This window comes from Streptomyces sp. NPDC017448, from assembly GCF_044330565.1.
Taxonomy (GTDB): Bacteria; Actinomycetota; Actinomycetes; order Streptomycetales; family Streptomycetaceae; genus Streptomyces.
This window is the reverse complement of the sequence record NZ_JBIRLM010000001.1, coordinates 241,666-257,411: the sequence shown is the minus strand read 5'-3', so window position 1 is coordinate 257,411 and position 15,746 is coordinate 241,666. Positions and strand designations below refer to the sequence as shown.

The 15,746-nt window shown below is 74.3% G+C and carries 17 protein-coding genes and 1 tRNA gene; 7 read left to right on the top strand and 11 right to left on the bottom strand.

Annotated elements, in window-relative coordinates:
• The first annotated feature begins 19 nt into the window (after window positions 1-19).
• From ACH4K1_RS01080 to ACH4K1_RS01065, 4 genes are all read left to right on the top strand, one after another.
• On the top strand, window positions 20-1,033 hold the full coding sequence (locus ACH4K1_RS01080; protein ID WP_398085168.1) for a BtrH N-terminal domain-containing protein: 1,014 nt from the start codon (window positions 20-22) through the stop codon (window positions 1,031-1,033).
• Window positions 1,034-1,381: 348 nt separating this feature from the next.
• Complete coding sequence (locus ACH4K1_RS01075) at window positions 1,382-1,729, top strand: VOC family protein (protein WP_073765679.1); 348 nt, start codon at window positions 1,382-1,384, stop codon at window positions 1,727-1,729.
• 106 nt (window positions 1,730-1,835) lie between these two features.
• Window positions 1,836-2,318: a carboxymuconolactone decarboxylase family protein gene (locus ACH4K1_RS01070; RefSeq protein ID WP_398085165.1), complete on the top strand. Its 483-nt coding sequence runs from the start codon at window positions 1,836-1,838 to the stop codon at window positions 2,316-2,318.
• Window positions 2,319-2,438: 120 nt separating this feature from the next.
• On the top strand, window positions 2,439-3,416 hold the full coding sequence (locus tag ACH4K1_RS01065; protein WP_398085162.1) for an AraC family transcriptional regulator: 978 nt from the start codon (window positions 2,439-2,441) through the stop codon (window positions 3,414-3,416).
• A 150-nt stretch (window positions 3,417-3,566) separates the two neighbouring features.
• Here ACH4K1_RS01065 and ACH4K1_RS01060 read toward each other — a convergent pair whose 3' ends face one another.
• The 5 genes from ACH4K1_RS01060 to ACH4K1_RS01040 all read right to left on the bottom strand — a co-directional run bounded on the left by ACH4K1_RS01060 (window position 3,567) and on the right by ACH4K1_RS01040 (window position 8,071).
• Window positions 3,567-4,448, bottom strand: coding sequence for an NAD(P)H-binding protein (locus ACH4K1_RS01060; RefSeq protein WP_398085159.1), 882 nt, complete (start codon window positions 4,446-4,448; stop codon window positions 3,567-3,569).
• A 140-nt stretch (window positions 4,449-4,588) separates the two neighbouring features.
• Window positions 4,589-4,662 (bottom strand) — tRNA-Met (locus ACH4K1_RS01055).
• A 122-nt stretch (window positions 4,663-4,784) separates the two neighbouring features.
• On the bottom strand, window positions 4,785-6,098 hold the full coding sequence (locus ACH4K1_RS01050) for an MFS transporter (RefSeq protein WP_398085156.1): 1,314 nt from the start codon (window positions 6,096-6,098) through the stop codon (window positions 4,785-4,787).
• A gap of 165 nt (window positions 6,099-6,263) precedes the next feature.
• Entirely contained in the window at window positions 6,264-6,707 is a 444-nt protein-coding gene (locus ACH4K1_RS01045) for a DUF2809 domain-containing protein (RefSeq protein WP_398085154.1), read from the bottom strand.
• A complete protein-coding gene (locus ACH4K1_RS01040; protein ID WP_398085151.1) occupies window positions 6,704-8,071 on the bottom strand; it encodes an MFS transporter in 1,368 nt (455 codons plus the stop codon). Before ACH4K1_RS01040 ends, ACH4K1_RS01045 begins: the two co-directional genes overlap by 4 nt.
• A gap of 73 nt (window positions 8,072-8,144) precedes the next feature.
• Here ACH4K1_RS01040 and ACH4K1_RS01035 point away from each other — a divergent pair, with 73 nt between their 5' ends.
• Window positions 8,145-9,137, top strand: coding sequence for a GlxA family transcriptional regulator (locus ACH4K1_RS01035; protein WP_398086537.1), 993 nt, complete (start codon window positions 8,145-8,147; stop codon window positions 9,135-9,137).
• Window positions 9,138-9,289: 152 nt separating this feature from the next.
• Here ACH4K1_RS01035 and ACH4K1_RS01030 read toward each other — a convergent pair whose 3' ends face one another.
• The 4 genes from ACH4K1_RS01030 to ACH4K1_RS01015 form a co-directional block, all read right to left on the bottom strand.
• Complete coding sequence (locus ACH4K1_RS01030) at window positions 9,290-9,793, bottom strand: ATP-binding protein (RefSeq protein WP_398085148.1); 504 nt, start codon at window positions 9,791-9,793, stop codon at window positions 9,290-9,292.
• A 407-nt stretch (window positions 9,794-10,200) separates the two neighbouring features.
• Window positions 10,201-10,668, bottom strand: coding sequence for an acyl-CoA dehydrogenase family protein (locus ACH4K1_RS01025; RefSeq protein WP_398086536.1), 468 nt, complete (start codon window positions 10,666-10,668; stop codon window positions 10,201-10,203).
• A gap of 136 nt (window positions 10,669-10,804) precedes the next feature.
• Window positions 10,805-11,326, bottom strand: a complete 522-nt coding sequence (locus tag ACH4K1_RS01020; RefSeq protein WP_398085145.1) for an EF-hand domain-containing protein — start codon at window positions 11,324-11,326, stop codon at window positions 10,805-10,807.
• A gap of 82 nt (window positions 11,327-11,408) precedes the next feature.
• Window positions 11,409-11,783 carry an STAS domain-containing protein gene (locus ACH4K1_RS01015; protein WP_073765139.1) on the bottom strand — a complete coding sequence of 125 codons (375 nt, stop codon included), beginning with the start codon at window positions 11,781-11,783 and terminating at the stop codon, window positions 11,409-11,411.
• Window positions 11,784-12,117: 334 nt separating this feature from the next.
• On the opposite strand from ACH4K1_RS01015, the gene ACH4K1_RS01010 reads away from it, so the two are divergent.
• Window positions 12,118-12,711, top strand: a complete 594-nt coding sequence (locus ACH4K1_RS01010) for an RNA polymerase sigma factor (RefSeq protein WP_398085142.1) — start codon at window positions 12,118-12,120, stop codon at window positions 12,709-12,711.
• A complete protein-coding gene (locus ACH4K1_RS01005; protein ID WP_398085139.1) occupies window positions 12,708-14,267 on the top strand; it encodes a zf-HC2 domain-containing protein in 1,560 nt (519 codons plus the stop codon). The genes ACH4K1_RS01010 and ACH4K1_RS01005 overlap by 4 nt, the downstream gene beginning before the upstream one ends.
• 58 nt (window positions 14,268-14,325) lie before the next feature.
• Here ACH4K1_RS01005 and purU read toward each other — a convergent pair whose 3' ends face one another.
• On the bottom strand, window positions 14,326-15,228 hold the full coding sequence (gene purU / locus ACH4K1_RS01000) for a formyltetrahydrofolate deformylase (RefSeq protein WP_398085137.1): 903 nt from the start codon (window positions 15,226-15,228) through the stop codon (window positions 14,326-14,328).
• 28 nt (window positions 15,229-15,256) lie between these two features.
• Window positions 15,257-15,703 carry a hypothetical protein gene (locus ACH4K1_RS00995; protein ID WP_228989869.1) on the bottom strand — a complete coding sequence of 149 codons (447 nt, stop codon included), beginning with the start codon at window positions 15,701-15,703 and terminating at the stop codon, window positions 15,257-15,259.
• Window positions 15,704-15,746 lie beyond the last annotated feature (43 nt).

The window sequence follows — 15,746 nt, the reverse complement described above, 5'->3', positions numbered from 1 at the left end:
CAGAGGAGGAGAACGCGACGTGACCACGGTAGGAGACGTCGAAGCCCGCGGTACCCAGCATTGCGAGACGACAGCGCTCGGGGTGCTGCTGCGGCACGAAGGACTCGATCTGTCCGAGCCCATGCTGTTCGGCCTCGGCTCCGGTCTGTCCTTCATCTACTGGGACAGCAAGAACATGGGCTTCCCCTTCCTCGGGGGCCGGGTCAAGCCCTTCGAGCTCACGGGAAACCTCGCCACCCGGCTCGGGCTGGAGCTCCTGGTCCAGGAGACCGTTTCCCCCCGCAGGGCATGGGAGAACGTGACCGCCCCCATCAACGCCGGCCGCCCCGTCGGACTGCAGCTCGACAGCTACTACCTGGACTACTTCGGGACGAAGGTCCACTTCGGCGGCCACGTCGTCGCCATGTACGGCTACGACAACCACAACGCCTACCTGGTCGACACCGACCAGCAAGGCGGAGCGGTGACCACCAGCCTGACCAGCCTCGCCCAGGCCCGAGCCGCGCGCGGCCCGATGACCGCCAAGCACCGCTCCTTCACCCTCACCGCCCCGGGAAACCCGCCCGCCCCGCACCGACAGATCGTCCCGGCCATCACCGCCTGCGCCGACGCCTTCCTCAACCCGCCCATCGCCAACCTGGGCCACCGAGGCATCGAGAAGACCGGCAAGCTGGTACGCACCTGGCTCCAGCGCACCGACGCCCCGCAGCGGGACCTGCCGCAGGCCTCCCTCCTCATGGAGAAGGCCGGCACCGGCGGCGCCCTGTTCCGCAACCTCTACCGCGACTTCCTCGCCGAATGCACCGAGCTGCTCGACAGCAGCCATCTGCGCACCGGCCACACGCTGTACACCGAGGCAGCCGGCCTGTGGACGGAAGCGGCGGCACTGATCAGGAGAGCCGGTGAATCGGGCGATGCGCACTGCCTCGTCCAGGCCGGCTCGGTCCTTGGCGACCTGGCACGCATAGAGCATGAGGCCATGCGGGCGCTGAGCCGCCTGGGAAGCGAGGCCCCCCGCCCGATCCAGCCCTGACGAACTTCACAGAACACCGTTTGGCGAAGACCGCCGGGTGGGCGGTCAGAGGGCCCGGGGCCTTCACAGAGTCCTTCAAGAACCCGAGCGGTTCACCAACCTCCGACACCGTTTTCTGACAGCATTTCGAGCGTGGGCACGCCACGTGAAGCCGCCCGGTTCGAACTCCTGGCCGCCGGAGCCGCCGTCCGCCCCGAGATCCGCATCAGGACAGCCGGGAAGACGAACACGGACCGACCGAGGATGTTGTCGCCGGACACACTGCCGATGCGCCCAGATCATCGCACTGCCCCTCGGGGGCTCACCTCGACTGGGCCCCGTACCGCAACCACCGCACAGGAGTCGACGATGACCGTTCGCCGTGTCGTGCCCAACCTCCGGACGGAGGCGGTCGAGGAGAACCGGGACTTCTACGGCCTGCTCGGCTTCGAGGAGGTCATGAACCTCGGCTGGATCACCACGCTCGCCCCGCCGTCGAGCCCCCGGGACCAGGTCAGCCTCATGACCCGCGACCTGACCGGCCCGGTCGTCCCCGACCTGAGCGTCGAGGTGGACGACGTGGACGCGGTGTACGCGGTCGTACGGGAGAGCGGCGCGGAGATCGTCCACCCGCTCCAGGACGAGGAGTGGGGGGTGCGGCGGTTCTTCGTACGGGATCCGGACGGCCGGGTGGTCAACGTGCTGAGCCACCGCTGAAGGAGCCCCCAGGGTGTGACGCCCGTCACCTCCAGTGATGTCACACCGCGGGGGCCTGGCCCGTCCTGTGTGTGGAGCCATCGACGACACCACGGAGGAGCCCGCCATGGAAGCCCGACTCAACGCCTTCGCCAGCCCCGTCACGGGGAAGCTCGTCAAACATCTGATCGCCGCCGGAAAGGTGGTCGAGGGCACGGGACTGCCCGCCGCGACCCAGGAGTTGGTGAAGATCCGCGCGAGCCAGATCAACGGCTGCGGCGGTTGCCTGGACATGCACACCAAGGAGGCGGCGGCGGCCGGGGAGACCCCGCTGCGCCTCCACCTGATCGCCGCCTGGCGGGAGGCCACCGTCTTCACCGACGCCGAGCGCGCGGCGCTGGAGCTGACGGAGCAGGGCACCCGCATCGCGGACGCGGCGGGCGGGGTTCCGGACGAGGTCTGGGCGAACGCGGCCCAGCACTACGACGAGGAGCAGCTCCTCGCCCTGGTCTCGCTGATCGCCCTGATCAACACCTTCAACCGGTTGAACGTCATCCTCCGGCAGCCGGCGGGCGGCTACCAGGTGGGTCAGCTCGCGCACCTGCCGTAACGCCGTCGGGACGGTCCGCACGCCGTCGGGGCGGTCCGCACGGCATCGGGGCGGTCCGCACGGCATCGGGGCGGTCCGCGCGGCGTCGGGGCGGCCGGCGCTCTGCCTAGGCTGGGCGCCATGGACGTGTTCGACGAGCTGTTGCGGGGCGTGCGGGGCCGGGGCGCGGTGTTCGGGCGGTCGGTGCTGACCGCGCCCTGGTCGCTGCGGTTCACGGACGGGGCGTACCTGACCCTGTGCCTGCCGCTGCGGGGCGCCGGGTGGATCGTCCCGGAGGGCGGCGAGCCGCTGCGGGTGGAGGTCGGCGATGGAGCGATCGTGCGGGGCCCGGCCCCGTTCGTCTTCACCGACGACCCGGCGGACGGTACGGGGACGGGCCGGTCCGGTGACGTCCGGGAGGTGCACCGGGGACACCTCCAGGACGCCACCGGCACCGGCTCCGTCGCCGTCGCGCCGGACGGCGGCCCCGAACTCGACTCCCCCACCGTGCTGCTGGCCGCCACCTACGACGTACAGGCGCACGTGCCGCAGCGGCTCCTGCGGGCGCTCCCGCCGGCGCTCGTGGTCCCCGACGAGGAGGACTGCGCGCCGCTGCGCGGCTACCTGGAGACCCAGATCGGCCGGGGCCGGCCGGGTGACCAGACCGTGCTCGACCGGCTGCTCGACTGGATGCTGGTGTGCACGCTGCGGGACTGGTTCGGTCGGCCCGAGGCGAATCCGCCCGGCTGGTACGGGGCCCTCGGCGACGAGGTCGCCGGACCGGCTCTGCGGGCGATGCACGAGGACCCGGCGCACCCCTGGACGACGGCGGAGCTGGCGAGCCGGGCGGGCGTGTCCCGGACGACCCTGGCGAAGCGGTTCACCGAACTGGTCGGGGACGGGCCGGTGGCCTACCTGACCGAGTGGCGGATGACGCTGGCGGCCGACCTGTTGACCCGCCCGGAGCTGACCGTCGCGGCGGTGGCCCGCCGGGTGGGGTACGCGGACGCGTTCGGCTTCAGCGCGGCGTTCAAGCGGCTGCGCGGAGAGAGCCCGAGCGCGTACCGGCGGGAGGCCGCGGCGGCGGGGCCGGTGGAGACGGCCGCCCCGGCGGGGTGAGCCGCCGGAGCGAGACGCCCCGGCTCGTCCCGGTCCCGCCCCGCCCGGCCCGGCCCTGCGGAGTGACTCGCTCCCGCGCGGCTCTGCGGAGTGACTCGCTCCCGCCCGGTCCTGCGGAGTGACTCGCTCCTCCCCCGGCCCGGCCGCCCCTCAGCCCCAGACGCCTTCCGCCGCCGCGTCCCGGACGAACTCCGTGAAGTCGCGCGGCTCCCGGCCGAGCGCCCGGCGCACCCCGTCCAGTACGGGTGCCTCCCGGCTCGTCGTGATCGGGATGAGCGCGTCGGTCCACAGACCGGCCTCCTCGTCCGTGAAGCCCTGGTCCGCGACGAGCGCGGCCCGGAAGGCGGACGCCTCGACGGGAACGTACGCGGCGCGCTTCCCCGTTGCCCGCGCGATCTCGTCCAGGACGCCCTCCATGCCGAGCGCGCGCGGGCCCGACAGTCCGTACTCCCGGCCCGCGTGGCCGTCCTCGGTCAGCGCGGCCACCGCGACGGCCGCGATGTCGTCGGCGTCGACGAACGCGGCCTTCCCGTCCCCGGTGGGCAGGGCCAGTTCACCGGTGCGTACGCCGTCGAGGAAGACGCCCTCGCTGAAGTTCTGGGCGAACCAGCCCGGCCGCAGGATCGTCCACTCCACCCCCGAGGCGCGCACGGCCCGCTCCCCCTCGCCGTGCGGGCCGCCGACGTCGTGGCCGGGGCCGAAGTAGCCGGGCACGTCCACGCCCCGGGCGGAGAGCAGCACCAGCCGGCGCACCCCCCGGGCGACGGCCTGCTCGACGAAGGCGGGGGTCGGGGAGGGCGAGGTGTCGAGCGGGACGATGTAGACGGCGGCGGCCCCGTCCAGGGCGGGGCCCCAGGTGGCGGGCTCGGCCCAGTCGAACCGGGTCTCCCCCGACCGCGAGGCCGCCCGCGTCTCCACCCCCAGCCCGCGGAGCCGGTCCACCACCCGGCGGCCGGTCTTGCCGGTGCCCCCGATCACGAGGACGGGGCCCCGCGCCGAGGTCGTGTCGGTACGCGTATCTGTGGAAGTCATGGCACCAGCCTCACGCGGCGGGGCCGCCCCCGCCCATGGCCCAGCGTCCGGGAGAGATGTCCGAGCGTCCGGCACGGGCGGGGCTCGGGCACACGAAGAGGCCCGGATCCTCGGGATCCGGGCCTCTTCGTGATCATCAGTAGCGGGGACAGGATTTGAACCTGCGACCTCTGGGTTATGAGCCCAGCGAGCTACCGAGCTGCTCCACCCCGCGTCGGTGAACCCCACCCTACGCCACGGAACGCCTCCCGGTGACCGCGGGCGGCCCGCCGCCACCGCCGGGCGCGACGGAGGAGGGCGGGCCGCCGCTCTTCCCCCGGGGGCCGCTCGGCCGGCTCAGCCGCCGTCCCCGACGCGCGGCACTCGCGGCCGGCGGATCACCAGCGCCATCAGGGCCGCCACCGCGCACAGCGCCCCCGACGCGTACCAGACCACGTCGTAGTCGCCGAACACATCCCGCGCGACCCCGCCGAGGAACGCGACCGCCGCCGCACCCACCTGGTGCGAGGCCAGCACCCAGCCGAAGACGATCGCGGCGTCCTCGCCGTACTGCTCGCGGCAGAGCGCCAGCGTCGGCGGGACCGTGGCGACCCAGTCGAGGCCGTAGAACACGATGAAGAAGATCATCGGGGGCCGTACGTCGGGGGCCATCAGCAGCGGCAGGAAGAGCAGCGAGATCCCGCGCAGCGCGTAGTAGACGGCGAGCAGCCTGCGCGCGTCGAAGCGGTCGGTGAGCCAGCCGGAGAGGACCGTGCCGATGACGTCGAAGACCCCGATGACCGCGAGCAGCGAGGCCGCCACCGTGATGGGCATGCCGTGGTCGTGGGCGGAGGGCACGAAGTGCGTGCGGATCAGGCCGTTGGTGGAGGCGCCGCAGATCGCGAAGGAGCCCGCCAGCAGCCAGAACGGCCCGGTGCGGACCGCGTCGAGCAGCACCCGCACCGTCCGCCGGGCGGCTCCCCGGGCGGGCGGGGGCTTCGCCGCGTACGTACCGCCGTACGGGGCGAGCCCCACGTCGGCCGGGTGGTCGCGCATCAGGAGCCAGACCAACGGGACGACGACGAGGGCGGCGAGGGCGGTGGTGACCGAGGCGGGCCGCCAGCCGTGCTCGTCGATGATCCAGGCGCACAACGGGAGGAAGACGAGCTGCCCGGAGGCCCCGGCGGCGGTGAGCACCCCGGTGACCAGGCCCCGGCGGGCCGTGAACCAGCGGTGGGTGACGGTCGCGGCGAACGCCATCGCCATGGACCCGGCGCCGAGCCCGGCCAACAGGCCCCAGTAGAGCATCAGTTGCCAGGACGCCGTCATCCAGGCGCTGGCCAGCGCCCCGGCCGCCACCAGCGTGAGCGCACTCGCCACGACCCGCCGGATGCCGAAGCGGTCCATGAGCGCCGCCGCGAACGGCGCGGTCAGCCCGTACAGCGCCATGTTGAGGGAGACGGCGAGCCCGATCTCGCCCCGGGACCAGCCGAATTCGGTGTGCAGCGGGTCGATCAGCAGTCCGGGCAGGGAGGTGAACGCCGCCCCGCCGATGATCGTCACGAAGGTGACGCCCGCGACGATCCACGCGCGGTGGACGCGGGGTCGGCGACGTGCGTCGCGGTGCGGCGGCCGGTCGTCCCGGGTGGCGCTCTCGATGGTCTCGGTCACGCGGACCAGCTTCCCGGCCCCCGGCGGGCGCCACGAGTGGCCGGAAGGACATGGTTCGCAGGGATCGGGCCACCACCGGCTCGCGGCGGGCCGGGGCCCCGAACGCGGCGCTACCACTGGCTCACGGCGGGCCGGAGCCCCGAACGCGGCACCGCCGCCGGTCGGTCAGCGGAGCCGCCGGGCCCCCGCGTGGACGGACCAGGCCACCGCCGCGCCCACCGCGTACCAGAAGAGGTCGGGGGCGTTGAACGTCGAGCCGAGGACCAGGCGGGCCGCCGTGCTGTGCGCCGACAGCTCCGCCGGTACGCCGGTGAGCTGGGCGAACTCCACCGCCCAGCTCAGGACCAACGCCGCGGAGGCCGCCACCGCGGGCCGCGCGCGGGGTGCGCAGAGCACGACGAGGGCGCAGAGCAGCACCGTGTAGAGCGCGCTCCCCGCGTACTTGGCGAAGGCCCCGTCCGTCCCGGCGCGCACGGCGAGGCCGGTGGCGACAGTGGCGACGGCCGCCGCCGCGGCGACCGCGCGGACCCGGGAGGCGCGGTCCGGGGAAGCGCGGACCCGGGAGGCGCGGACCCGGGAGGCGCGGTCCGGGGAAGCGCGGCCCCTCACGCGAGTCCCGCCCTCTTCAGCCGCCGGATCGGCCGGGCCGCCAACAGCACCGCCACCACCCCCATGTTGACCACGGCCGCCGCCACCAGCAGCTCCGACGCACCCACCGCCTCCGCCACCGGGCCGGCCAGCGCGCGGCCCGCCGCGACCATCAGGAGCGAGCCCGCCACATCGTAGGCGTGCAGCCGGTTCAGGGCCTCCGGCGGGACGTGGGTCTGGACCGTCGTGGACCACATCACCAGCCAGAACGCGGCGGCCCCGCCCGCCAGGAGCTGTCCCGCCGCCAGCACCGGCAGCGGCACCCCCAGCGCCAGCACCACCAGGCTCACCGCCACCAGCGGCAGCGCGACCGCCCCCGCCGCCAACGGGTGCGCCGGGCGCAGCCGCAGGGCGAGGAGGCCGCCGACGACGCTGCCCGCCCCGTTCACCGCCATGAGCATCCCGTACGCCCCCGAACCGTGCCCCTCGGTGACCAGGACGGCGGTCAGCGGGAGCATCGGGCCGAGGACCGCGAAGCCGTACACCGTCCAGACCGCGATCACGCCCCACAGCCAGGAGCGGGCCCGGAACTCCCGCCAACCGTCCACCAGTTCGGCGACGAACGTGCCGCGCACCGCGTGGTCGTGCGGGGCCGGGGCCAGCCGCATCAGGAAGAGGCAGGCCCCGGAGACCGCGAAGGTGGCCGCGTTGGCCGCGTAGACCGCGCCGGCACTGGCGATTCCCACCAGCGCCCCCGCGAACGCCGGACCGGCCATCGTCATCAGCGCCTCGGAGACCCGCAGGACGGCGTTGGCGCGCTGGACGTCGGTGGAGACGCGCGGCACGGTCGAGGCGACGCCGGGCTGGAAGAGCGCCGCGCCGACGCCGGCCACCGAACTGAGCACGTAGACCGCCCACAGCGGCGGGTTGCCGGTGGCGAAGGCCACCGCCAGGACGGAGGCCCCGCCGAGCCGCAGGGCATCGGCGATGATCATCATGCGGCGCGGGGTGAACCGGTCCGCGAGGACCCCGCCGAACAGCACGAACACCGCGAGCGGGCCCATCCAGGCGGCGAGCGCGAAGCCGACCGACGAGGCGGGCCGCCCCGCCCCCAGCAGCCCGGCGGTGAGCGCCACCGGGATCATGCCGTCGCCGAAGAGCGCGACCGTACGGGCCACGAAGAAGTAGCGGAAGTTGCGGTTCCAGAGCCCCGCGCCCCGGGGTCCGGCCGGGCCGAGCGGCGGCAGGGCCGCGAGCGGGTCCACCGGCCCGGGCGGCGCCGGGAGCGCGGGCAGGACCTGCGGCCCGAGCGGGGGCGGGGTCGGGGACTCAGGGGTGTCGGGGGCGGCGCCGGGAAGGGACGCGCACTCTGTCGGCTTCTCCATCACGTCGCTAACCTGTATCAGCTCGTGGTCTATACCACTACGGGATATCTCTGTGATCTTCGAGGAGACCGTCATGGCGCACCGCGTCGTCGTCCTGGCCCTTGACGGGCTGCTCCCCTTCGAACTGGGCATCCCGCAGCGGATCTTCGGCCGGTCCGTCGGCGTCGCGCCGGGCCGTCCGGCCGGGAAGCTGTACACCGTGGTGACCTGCTCGGTCCGTCCGCCGGGGCCGGTCCGAACCGACGCGGACTTCTCCATCCTCGTGGAGCACGGGCCCGAGGCGCTCGCCACCGCCGACACGGTGGTCGTCCCCGCCTCCTACGAACTGGGCCCGGTCTTCGAGGAGGGCAGGCTGACCGAGGAGCTGGCCGCCGCCCTCGCCCTGGTCCGGCCCGGCACGCGCATGGTCTCCATCTGCACCGGCAGTTACGTCCTCGCGGCGGCCGGGTACCTCGACGGCCGCCCCGCCACCACGCACTGGTCCTCCGCCGACCACTTCCAGCGGACGTTCCCGCAGGTCCGGGTGGACCCGGGCGTCCTGTTCATCGACGACGGCGACGTGCTGACCTCGGCCGGGGTCGCCGCGGGGATCGACCTCTGCCTGCACCTGGTGCGGCGCGACCACGGGACGGCGGTCGCGAACGAGATCGCCCGCCGGACCGTCGTCCCGCCGCACCGGGACGGCGGACAGGCCCAGTACATCCACCGGCCGCTCCCCGAACCGCAGTCCGCGACCACGACCGCCGCCCGGGTCTGGGCGCTGGCCCGGCTGGAGCGGCCGATCCTGCTGCGGGACATGGCGGAGCAGGGGGCGATGAGCGTACGCACGTTCACGCGCCGCTTCCGCGAGGAGGTCGGGATCAGCCCCGGCCAGTGGCTCGCCCAGCAGCGGGTGGAGCGGGCACGGCACCTGCTGGAGTCGACGGACCTGCCCGTCGACCAGGTGGCCCGGGACGCGGGCTTCGGCACGGCGACCTCACTGCGCCAGCACCTGCAGGCGGCCCTGGGCGTGCCGCCGACGGTCTACCGGCGCACGTTCCGGAGCTCGGCGGACACCGCGTCCTGAGCCGCGGGGCGGTGCCGTCCGCAACGACCCCGGCGCGGGCACGGCCCCACGGGGGCCGGAGGGGCACGGCCGCGCGGGGGCCGAAGGGGTACGGCCCCCCAGGGGGCGCGGCCCCGGCGCGGGCACGGCGGCGGGCGGCCGGGGGGCGCGGCTCAGGACAGGTTGTCGGTGAACAGGCAGGCGGGCGATTCGCGGACCTCACCCACCCGAGCGCCCAGACCGACGACCGGGGCCGGGATGCGTACCGGCCCGCTGCGGTCCACCTCGCACCAGATCTGCTTACCCCGGCCCTCCGGCAGCCAGCCCCAGCGGTCCGCGAGGCCGTCCACCAGCTCCAGGCCCCGGCCGTTGGTGTCCTCGCCCTCCGCGTGCCGCTGGAGCGGCGGCCGGTCGCTGGCGTCCGCGACCTCGACCCGGACCGTCCCGGCCCCGCCGGTCGCCCCGGCGGAGCCGAAGAGCATGCGCAGCACGGCGGGGCAGCCCGTGTGGACGACGGCGTTGGTGACCAGCTCCGAGATCAGCAGGATGAGCGTCTCGGCGAGCGGCTCGTCCTCCCCTATCCCGGAACCGGCCAGACGCGACCGCGCCCACCTGCGGGCCCGCCCCACCTCTGCGGGATCCGGACCGACCTCCATCTGAACCTGAAGCACCTGCACCGCTCACACCATCCGAACCGGCGGACACATCGCCTCGCGCCTCCTCAGGGTCACGGAACGTGATTCCCTTACGCGACAGCATGGTTGACGTACAGTCACCGCAACAAGCGCTTCGGGCATATTCCAGCGCGAAGGAGTACGCGTAGTGCATACTGTGCGACGCACATTGCGGGGAGTCGAACAGGAGCGCGCAGAGACCGCGAGAAACGCTCTTCGGGCAGGCCCGGCACATCTCCGGCGAGCGCCCTCGCCCGGGACCGGAGCCGCCGCACAGGCCGCCCCCGGATCGCCCGGTTCCAGAACCACTCGCATCCCACGGAGGGTACCCGAGGCGGGCCCCGACTCCGCCCGGTGACCAACCCCGCACGGGCCGCACACCCGGGCCGGGACCGGGCGGATGCGCTGCGTCACGCTCCGCCCCCGGCCCGGGCCCTCCCCGGCCGGTACGCCCCCGAGCTGCCGGAACCCGGGCGCGCGGCCCCCGGGACGGCTGCCGGCGCCTCCTCCGCCCCAGCCCCGCGACCCCGCCCGCGGCCCGGAGCCGGGAGCGTTCGAGGCGGAGGTGAACATCTGCCTCCCAGGTGAAGCCCGCCCCCCGTGAATCCGGGGGCAGTCGCGCGCGTGCGGCGGACGGCGGCCCCGTCGGCGGGCGGCACCGCCGCCGCGATCCCCGCCCGGTCGCCGGTCACGGCCGCCCCGTACACCGCGGCGCGGGCGGGCATGCCGGCGCAGAGATGTTCGACCACCCGGAACGATCCGAAGGACGCTCCGAACTGCTCGGGCTCCCGGGCGTGTTGAACGGCCGCCCCAGCGGCCCGGGCGGCGCTGCCGAGCCGTTGGGCGGCGACGAGGAGCGCACCCCCGTACCGGAGCACCCGGCGTCGGCGGAGGGCCGGCCACCGGAGGGCGGGGAGAGCCGGATCGCCGACGAGCACGGCGCACCGCCTCGCGGGAACGGCCCCGGACGGGCGCCAGGGGGACGGCGCACCGCCCCTGACGCCCGTACGGCCGCTACGCGTCGGGCTCGATCACCGTGAAGTACACGGCGAACGCCGACACCACGTCGCTCTCCGCGATCTTGCCGTCCCGGTCCGTGTCCAGGCTCTGGGCGGCCGCGCCCGCGATGTCGGCGCCGGCCCCGAGGACCCGGAGCGCCCGCTCCACGTCCGCCACCGCCGCTCTGCCGTCGTCCCCCTCCCCGGCGAGCGCGACGACCGCCCGCAGGAAGGGGCGGGCGATCTCGGCGAACCGCTCCGGATTGTCCCGGAGCCGCTTCACCGCCCCGCCCGCGAACTCCTCCCGGGTGACGCGCTGGTCCCCGTCCACGTCGGCGATCCCCGCCATGCCCTGCCAGAAGGCCTCGGCACCGGTGTAGAGCGCCTGTCCCTTGTCGCAGCGGGCCGTCGTACCGAACTCGGTGAGCAGACGGGCGGCCGCTGCGTTGAAATCGGCGCGATCGATGTAACCGTTGCCGTCCTGGTCGAAGGCGGCGAAACGGTGCGCGATCTTGCGCTCGTACTCTGCGCTGTCCATGCGGGGAGCGTACGTCGCCGGGAACGTCCACGTGTCACCGTGCGGCGCTTCCCGTGTGACAACCTCGCATCACCGGGCCGCCTCACGCGCTCAGCGGCCTGCACTCCTCGTCGGTCGCGGACCGGGCGTCGGGGTAGACGTCGAAGAGGCGGCGCACGCCGAGCGCGCCGAGCACCTTGTTGACGTGCGACCCGTCCTCCGCGCCCCGGGCCGGAAGGATCAGCCGCAGCCGCCCCCCGCAGGACTTCATCAGGCGGCGCGAGGCGATCAGCACGCCGACGCCGCTGGAGTCGCAGAAGAACACCTCGGACAGGTCGAGCACCACGTCGTGCTGCCCCTCGGCCACCGCGTCGTGGACGGACTGCCGTACGACGGGCGAGGACACCAGATCCAGTTCGCCGCTCATGCGCAGCACGGTCCACGCGCCCTGTTCCGCCTCGTCCACAGTGAGCGTCACGCGACTGGACCTCTCGTTCCGGGGCTCCCGGCGATGATCCGGAAGTTTCCGTTCCTCCTCGCGGCTGCCCGACCGCCCCTCCATGAAACACCGACACGCCCGCAAAGGCCCAGGAGGTTTCCGGCGAAAGGCGCGCTTCGGCCCGTTTTTGCCGTTCAGAACGGCCGAGGAGGCGTCCCGGCCGAAAATCGACTACCGTCGTCGGCCACGTGCGCAGCGGGACGGATACGGCAAAGGCGCGTGCGCCGTTCGTCCGGCGGACTACATTCGGTCCGCACGGGCACGGGCAGGATGGATCACGGAGCTGGGCGACAGGCCGGGGGCTGGGGGGTTCATGGCGAAGGACACGGCACCCCGCTGGGACCGCAGGATGCAGCAGAGGCTGGCCCGCGGGGAGGCGGCGGCGCTCGGTGAGCTGTACGACCGGTTCGCCTCCCTCGTCCACAGCCAGGCGCACCGGATGCTCGACGACGAGGACGCCGCCGACCTGGTGACCCGCGAGGTCTTCGCCCAGATCTGGGAGGGCCCCGAGGAGTACGACCCGAAGCAGGGGTCGATGCGTGCCTGGGTGGCCCACCTCACCCACCACCGGTCCGTCCGGCGGCTGCGCCACGCCGCGGCCTCCTCGTACGCGGCCGAACACGGCGAGGGCTCCGCGCCCGACCCCGAGGAGCTGGAGCAGCGCGTGCGCAGCGCCACGGCCGCCGCCCGCGCCGACTACATCGTCTCCTCCATGCCCGCACCGCTGCGGCAGGCGCTGAAGCTGGCCTACGTCGACCGCCGGGACTACCGGCGGACCGCCGCCGACCTCGGGGTCACCGAGGACGAGGCGCGCCGCAGGCTCCGGCTCGGTCTGCAACTGCTCTCCACCGCCAACGACCGCCCCCGCGAAGGGGCCGCGCCGCCCGGTTACGGACGGGCCGGGTGAGCGGCGACGGACGGGCGGGCGAAGGGGACGAGGAGGGCGTCCGCGGCGCCCGCCGGATACCGGGGCCGCGCGGGGCGGCGGACGACCTCGACCTGGCGTCCGTACCGCTCCCTCCCCTGCCGCCGCCCGGCGCCGGCACCCCCGGCGAGGCCGTACCGGAGCAGTCCGCTCCGGACCCGGATGGGCCGGACGCGGGCGGGCCGGACCCGGGCGACGCCTCCGACCGGGACACCGCCGACGCATCCGACCTGGAGATCCGGGACGCCGCCGACGCACCCGCCCCGGAGGCCGGGGACGCCGCCGACCGGGGCGCTCCCGAGGCCGGAGAGCCCGCGACCGCCGGGCCGTACGCACCCGGGGAACCCGGTCCGGACGCCCCGGACGAGCCCGCGTCCTCCGCTCCGGACGAGCCCGGCCCGGTCGTGGGGGCGGCTCCCGGCAATGCCCCGGAGCCGTTCATGAGCGCCGGGCCGGTCCTTCCCCACCGCGTCCTCCAGTCCCTGCTCGGCGCCTGGGCGCTCTCCGTGTGCTCGGCCGAGGAAGCCGCCGCGGTGGAGGACCACCTCACCGGGTGCGGCCCGTGCGCGGGCGAGGCGGTGCGGCTGCGGGAGGCGGTGGGGCTCCTGCACCCCGACGGCTCCCTGGACGTCGATCCGACCCTGCGGTCCCGGGTGGTGGACGGCTGCCTGAGCCGTCGGCCGGCCCGGATCCCGATACCGGCGTGGGCCGCCCCCTACGACGCCGAGACCGCCCGGCTCGACGCACTGCTCCGCGACATCGGGGACGCCGACTGGCACGCGCCGGTGCGGCTGCGCTGGTTCGAACGGGAGCGCGAGGCCGACCGCAGGACCACGGTCGCCGGGGTGATCGGCCATCTGACGGCGGTCGACGGGCTGCTCTCCGCCGCGCTCGGCCTCGACGACCCGCTCGGCGGCGACGCCCCGCTGGACCCCGCCCTGCGCACCGAGGCGTACTGGTCGGGGGCGGGCCGACCGCTCACCCGGGCCGTCCGCGGGCCCTGGCGGGCCCAGAGCCACGAGCTGATCCGTACGGCCTCCTTCCACGCCCGGGACGTCGCCGGAACCTCCGTCCCCTACGGGGCCTTCGCCCTGCCGCTCCAGGACGCCGCCGTGGAGCGGGCCTTCGAGTGCTGGGTGCACGGCGGGGACATCGCCGACGCCGTCGACTACCCGTACCCGGCCCCCTCGGCGGCCCATCTGCACCTGATGATCGAGGTGGCGGTCCGCATGCTCCCGGCCGCCCTCGCGGCCCGCCGCGCCGGAGGGGCGAGGGGCCCCGCCGCCGGGAAGCCGGGCCGCTCGCTCCATCTGGAGATCGAGGGCCACGGCGGAGGCGACTGGTACATCGCGCTGGACTCGACGGACGCCGCCGGTTCGCCCGAGCGCGCGGTGGCGCAGGTGGCCCTGGACGGCGTCGAGTTCTGCCGGCTCGCCGCGGGCCGCATCTCCCCGGTGGACGCGGCGGCGGGCCAGGAGGGCGACCGCGAGGCCATCCGCGACGTGCTGTTCGCGACGGCCTCGCTCAGCCGGCTCTAGGTTCCGGCCGCCGGCCTCGGGGCCCGCTCGCGTCCCGGCCTCCGCTCTCGGGGCCCGGTCAGGCGAAGACCACCGTGCGGCGGCCGTTGAGCAGGATGCGCCGCTCCGCGTGCCACTTCACCGCACGCGCCAGCGCCTGGCACTCCACGTCCCGGCCGATGGCGACCAGCTGGTCCGGGGTCACCTCGTGGCCGACGCGCTCGACCTCCTGCTCGATGATGGGGCCCTCGTCGAGGTCGGCGGTGACGTAGTGCGCGGTCGCGCCGATCAGCTTCACGCCGCGCGCGTGGGCCTGGTGGTAGGGCTTGGCGCCCTTGAAGCTCGGCAGGAACGAGTGGTGGATGTTGATGATCCGGCCGCTGAGCCGCTTGCACAGGTCGTCGGAGAGGACCTGCATGTAGCGGGCCAGGACGACCAGCTCGACGCTCTCCTCGCGGACCAGCTCCAGCAGCGCCGCCTCGGCCTCCGGCTTGTTCTCCTTGGTCACCGGCAGGTGGCGGAAGGGGATGCCGTACGAGGCCACCAGCTCGGCGAAGTCGGTGTGGTTGGAGACGACGGCCGCGATCTCGACCGGCAGCGCCCCGGTACGGGAGCGGAACAGCAGGTCGTTGAGGCAGTGGCCGAACTTGCTGACCATGAGCACGATCCGCATGCGCTCCGCCGACCGGTGGATCTGCCACTCCATGCCGAAGGCGTCCCCGATCGCGGCGAAGCTGGCGCGCAGCTTGTCCACCGTGACCCCCGCGTCCGCCGAGAAGTGGACGCGCATGAAGAACAGGCCCGTGTCGTGGTCCCCGAACTGCTGGCTGTCCTCGATGTTGCAGCCGGTCATGAAGAGGTAGCTCGACACGGCGTGCACGATGCCCTGCTTGTCCGGGCAGGAGAGCGTGAGGACGTACTGCTCGGTCGCGGCGGCGGCGTCCGAGGGGGCGGCGGAGGGGGCGGGCTGCGGCGCGGTCATCCTCGTAGGGTGCCACACCCGCCGGTGGCTAGGCGGCCCTGGTCATGATGCGGATGACGTCCAACGAGTGCGGTGGTATGTCCGGATCCTCCGCGTCGTTGGTGGCGAGCATCACATGGGCCTCGCGCGCCGCGTGGACGGCCTCGGCCCACCCGGGGTGCTCCAGGTAGGCGGAGACGGGGGCGTCCGCGCCCACCTGGTGCATGATCCGCAGCACCCGCAGGGCCGCGGCGTCCACCGCGGCGGCCTCGGCGGAGTCCCTGAATATGGTGCCCACGTACTTCTCGGCGGACCAGTTGTCGAGCCAGGTGTCCTCGACCAGGCGGTACACGGCGTCGGTGACGTCCCCGTACCCCTCCCGGCCGGCCAGCCAGCACGCGTGGTGGAAGGCGGGGTCGGAGAGCATGTGCAGCGCCGAGCGCACGTTGGTGCGCCAGCGCCACCACGGCATGTCAGTGAGCGGCATGCCGCCCATGGTGGAGGAGCGACGGCCGCGACGGGAAGAGTTCTCCGAACCT

Excerpts from the sequence above, each read along its gene's own strand:
- ACH4K1_RS01020 (WP_398085145.1), bottom strand. The coding sequence starts at position 11,326 with ATGGACAGCGCAGAGTACGAGCGCAAGATCGCGCACCGTTTCGCCGCC.
- ACH4K1_RS01070 (WP_398085165.1), top strand. The coding sequence starts at position 1,836 with ATGGAAGCCCGACTCAACGCCTTCGCCAGCCCCGTCACGGGGAAGCTC.
- ACH4K1_RS00995 (WP_228989869.1), bottom strand. The coding sequence starts at position 15,703 with ATGGGCGGCATGCCGCTCACTGACATGCCGTGGTGGCGCTGGCGCACC.
- ACH4K1_RS01040 (WP_398085151.1), bottom strand. The coding sequence starts at position 8,071 with ATGGAGAAGCCGACAGAGTGCGCGTCCCTTCCCGGCGCCGCCCCCGAC.
- ACH4K1_RS01010 (WP_398085142.1), top strand. The coding sequence starts at position 12,118 with ATGGCGAAGGACACGGCACCCCGCTGGGACCGCAGGATGCAGCAGAGG.
- purU (WP_398085137.1), bottom strand. The coding sequence starts at position 15,228 with ATGACCGCGCCGCAGCCCGCCCCCTCCGCCGCCCCCTCGGACGCCGCC.
- ACH4K1_RS01075 (WP_073765679.1), top strand. The coding sequence starts at position 1,382 with ATGACCGTTCGCCGTGTCGTGCCCAACCTCCGGACGGAGGCGGTCGAG.
- ACH4K1_RS01060 (WP_398085159.1), bottom strand. The coding sequence starts at position 4,448 with ATGACTTCCACAGATACGCGTACCGACACGACCTCGGCGCGGGGCCCC.
- ACH4K1_RS01035 (WP_398086537.1), top strand. The coding sequence starts at position 8,145 with ATGGCGCACCGCGTCGTCGTCCTGGCCCTTGACGGGCTGCTCCCCTTC.
- ACH4K1_RS01065 (WP_398085162.1), top strand. The coding sequence starts at position 2,439 with ATGGACGTGTTCGACGAGCTGTTGCGGGGCGTGCGGGGCCGGGGCGCG.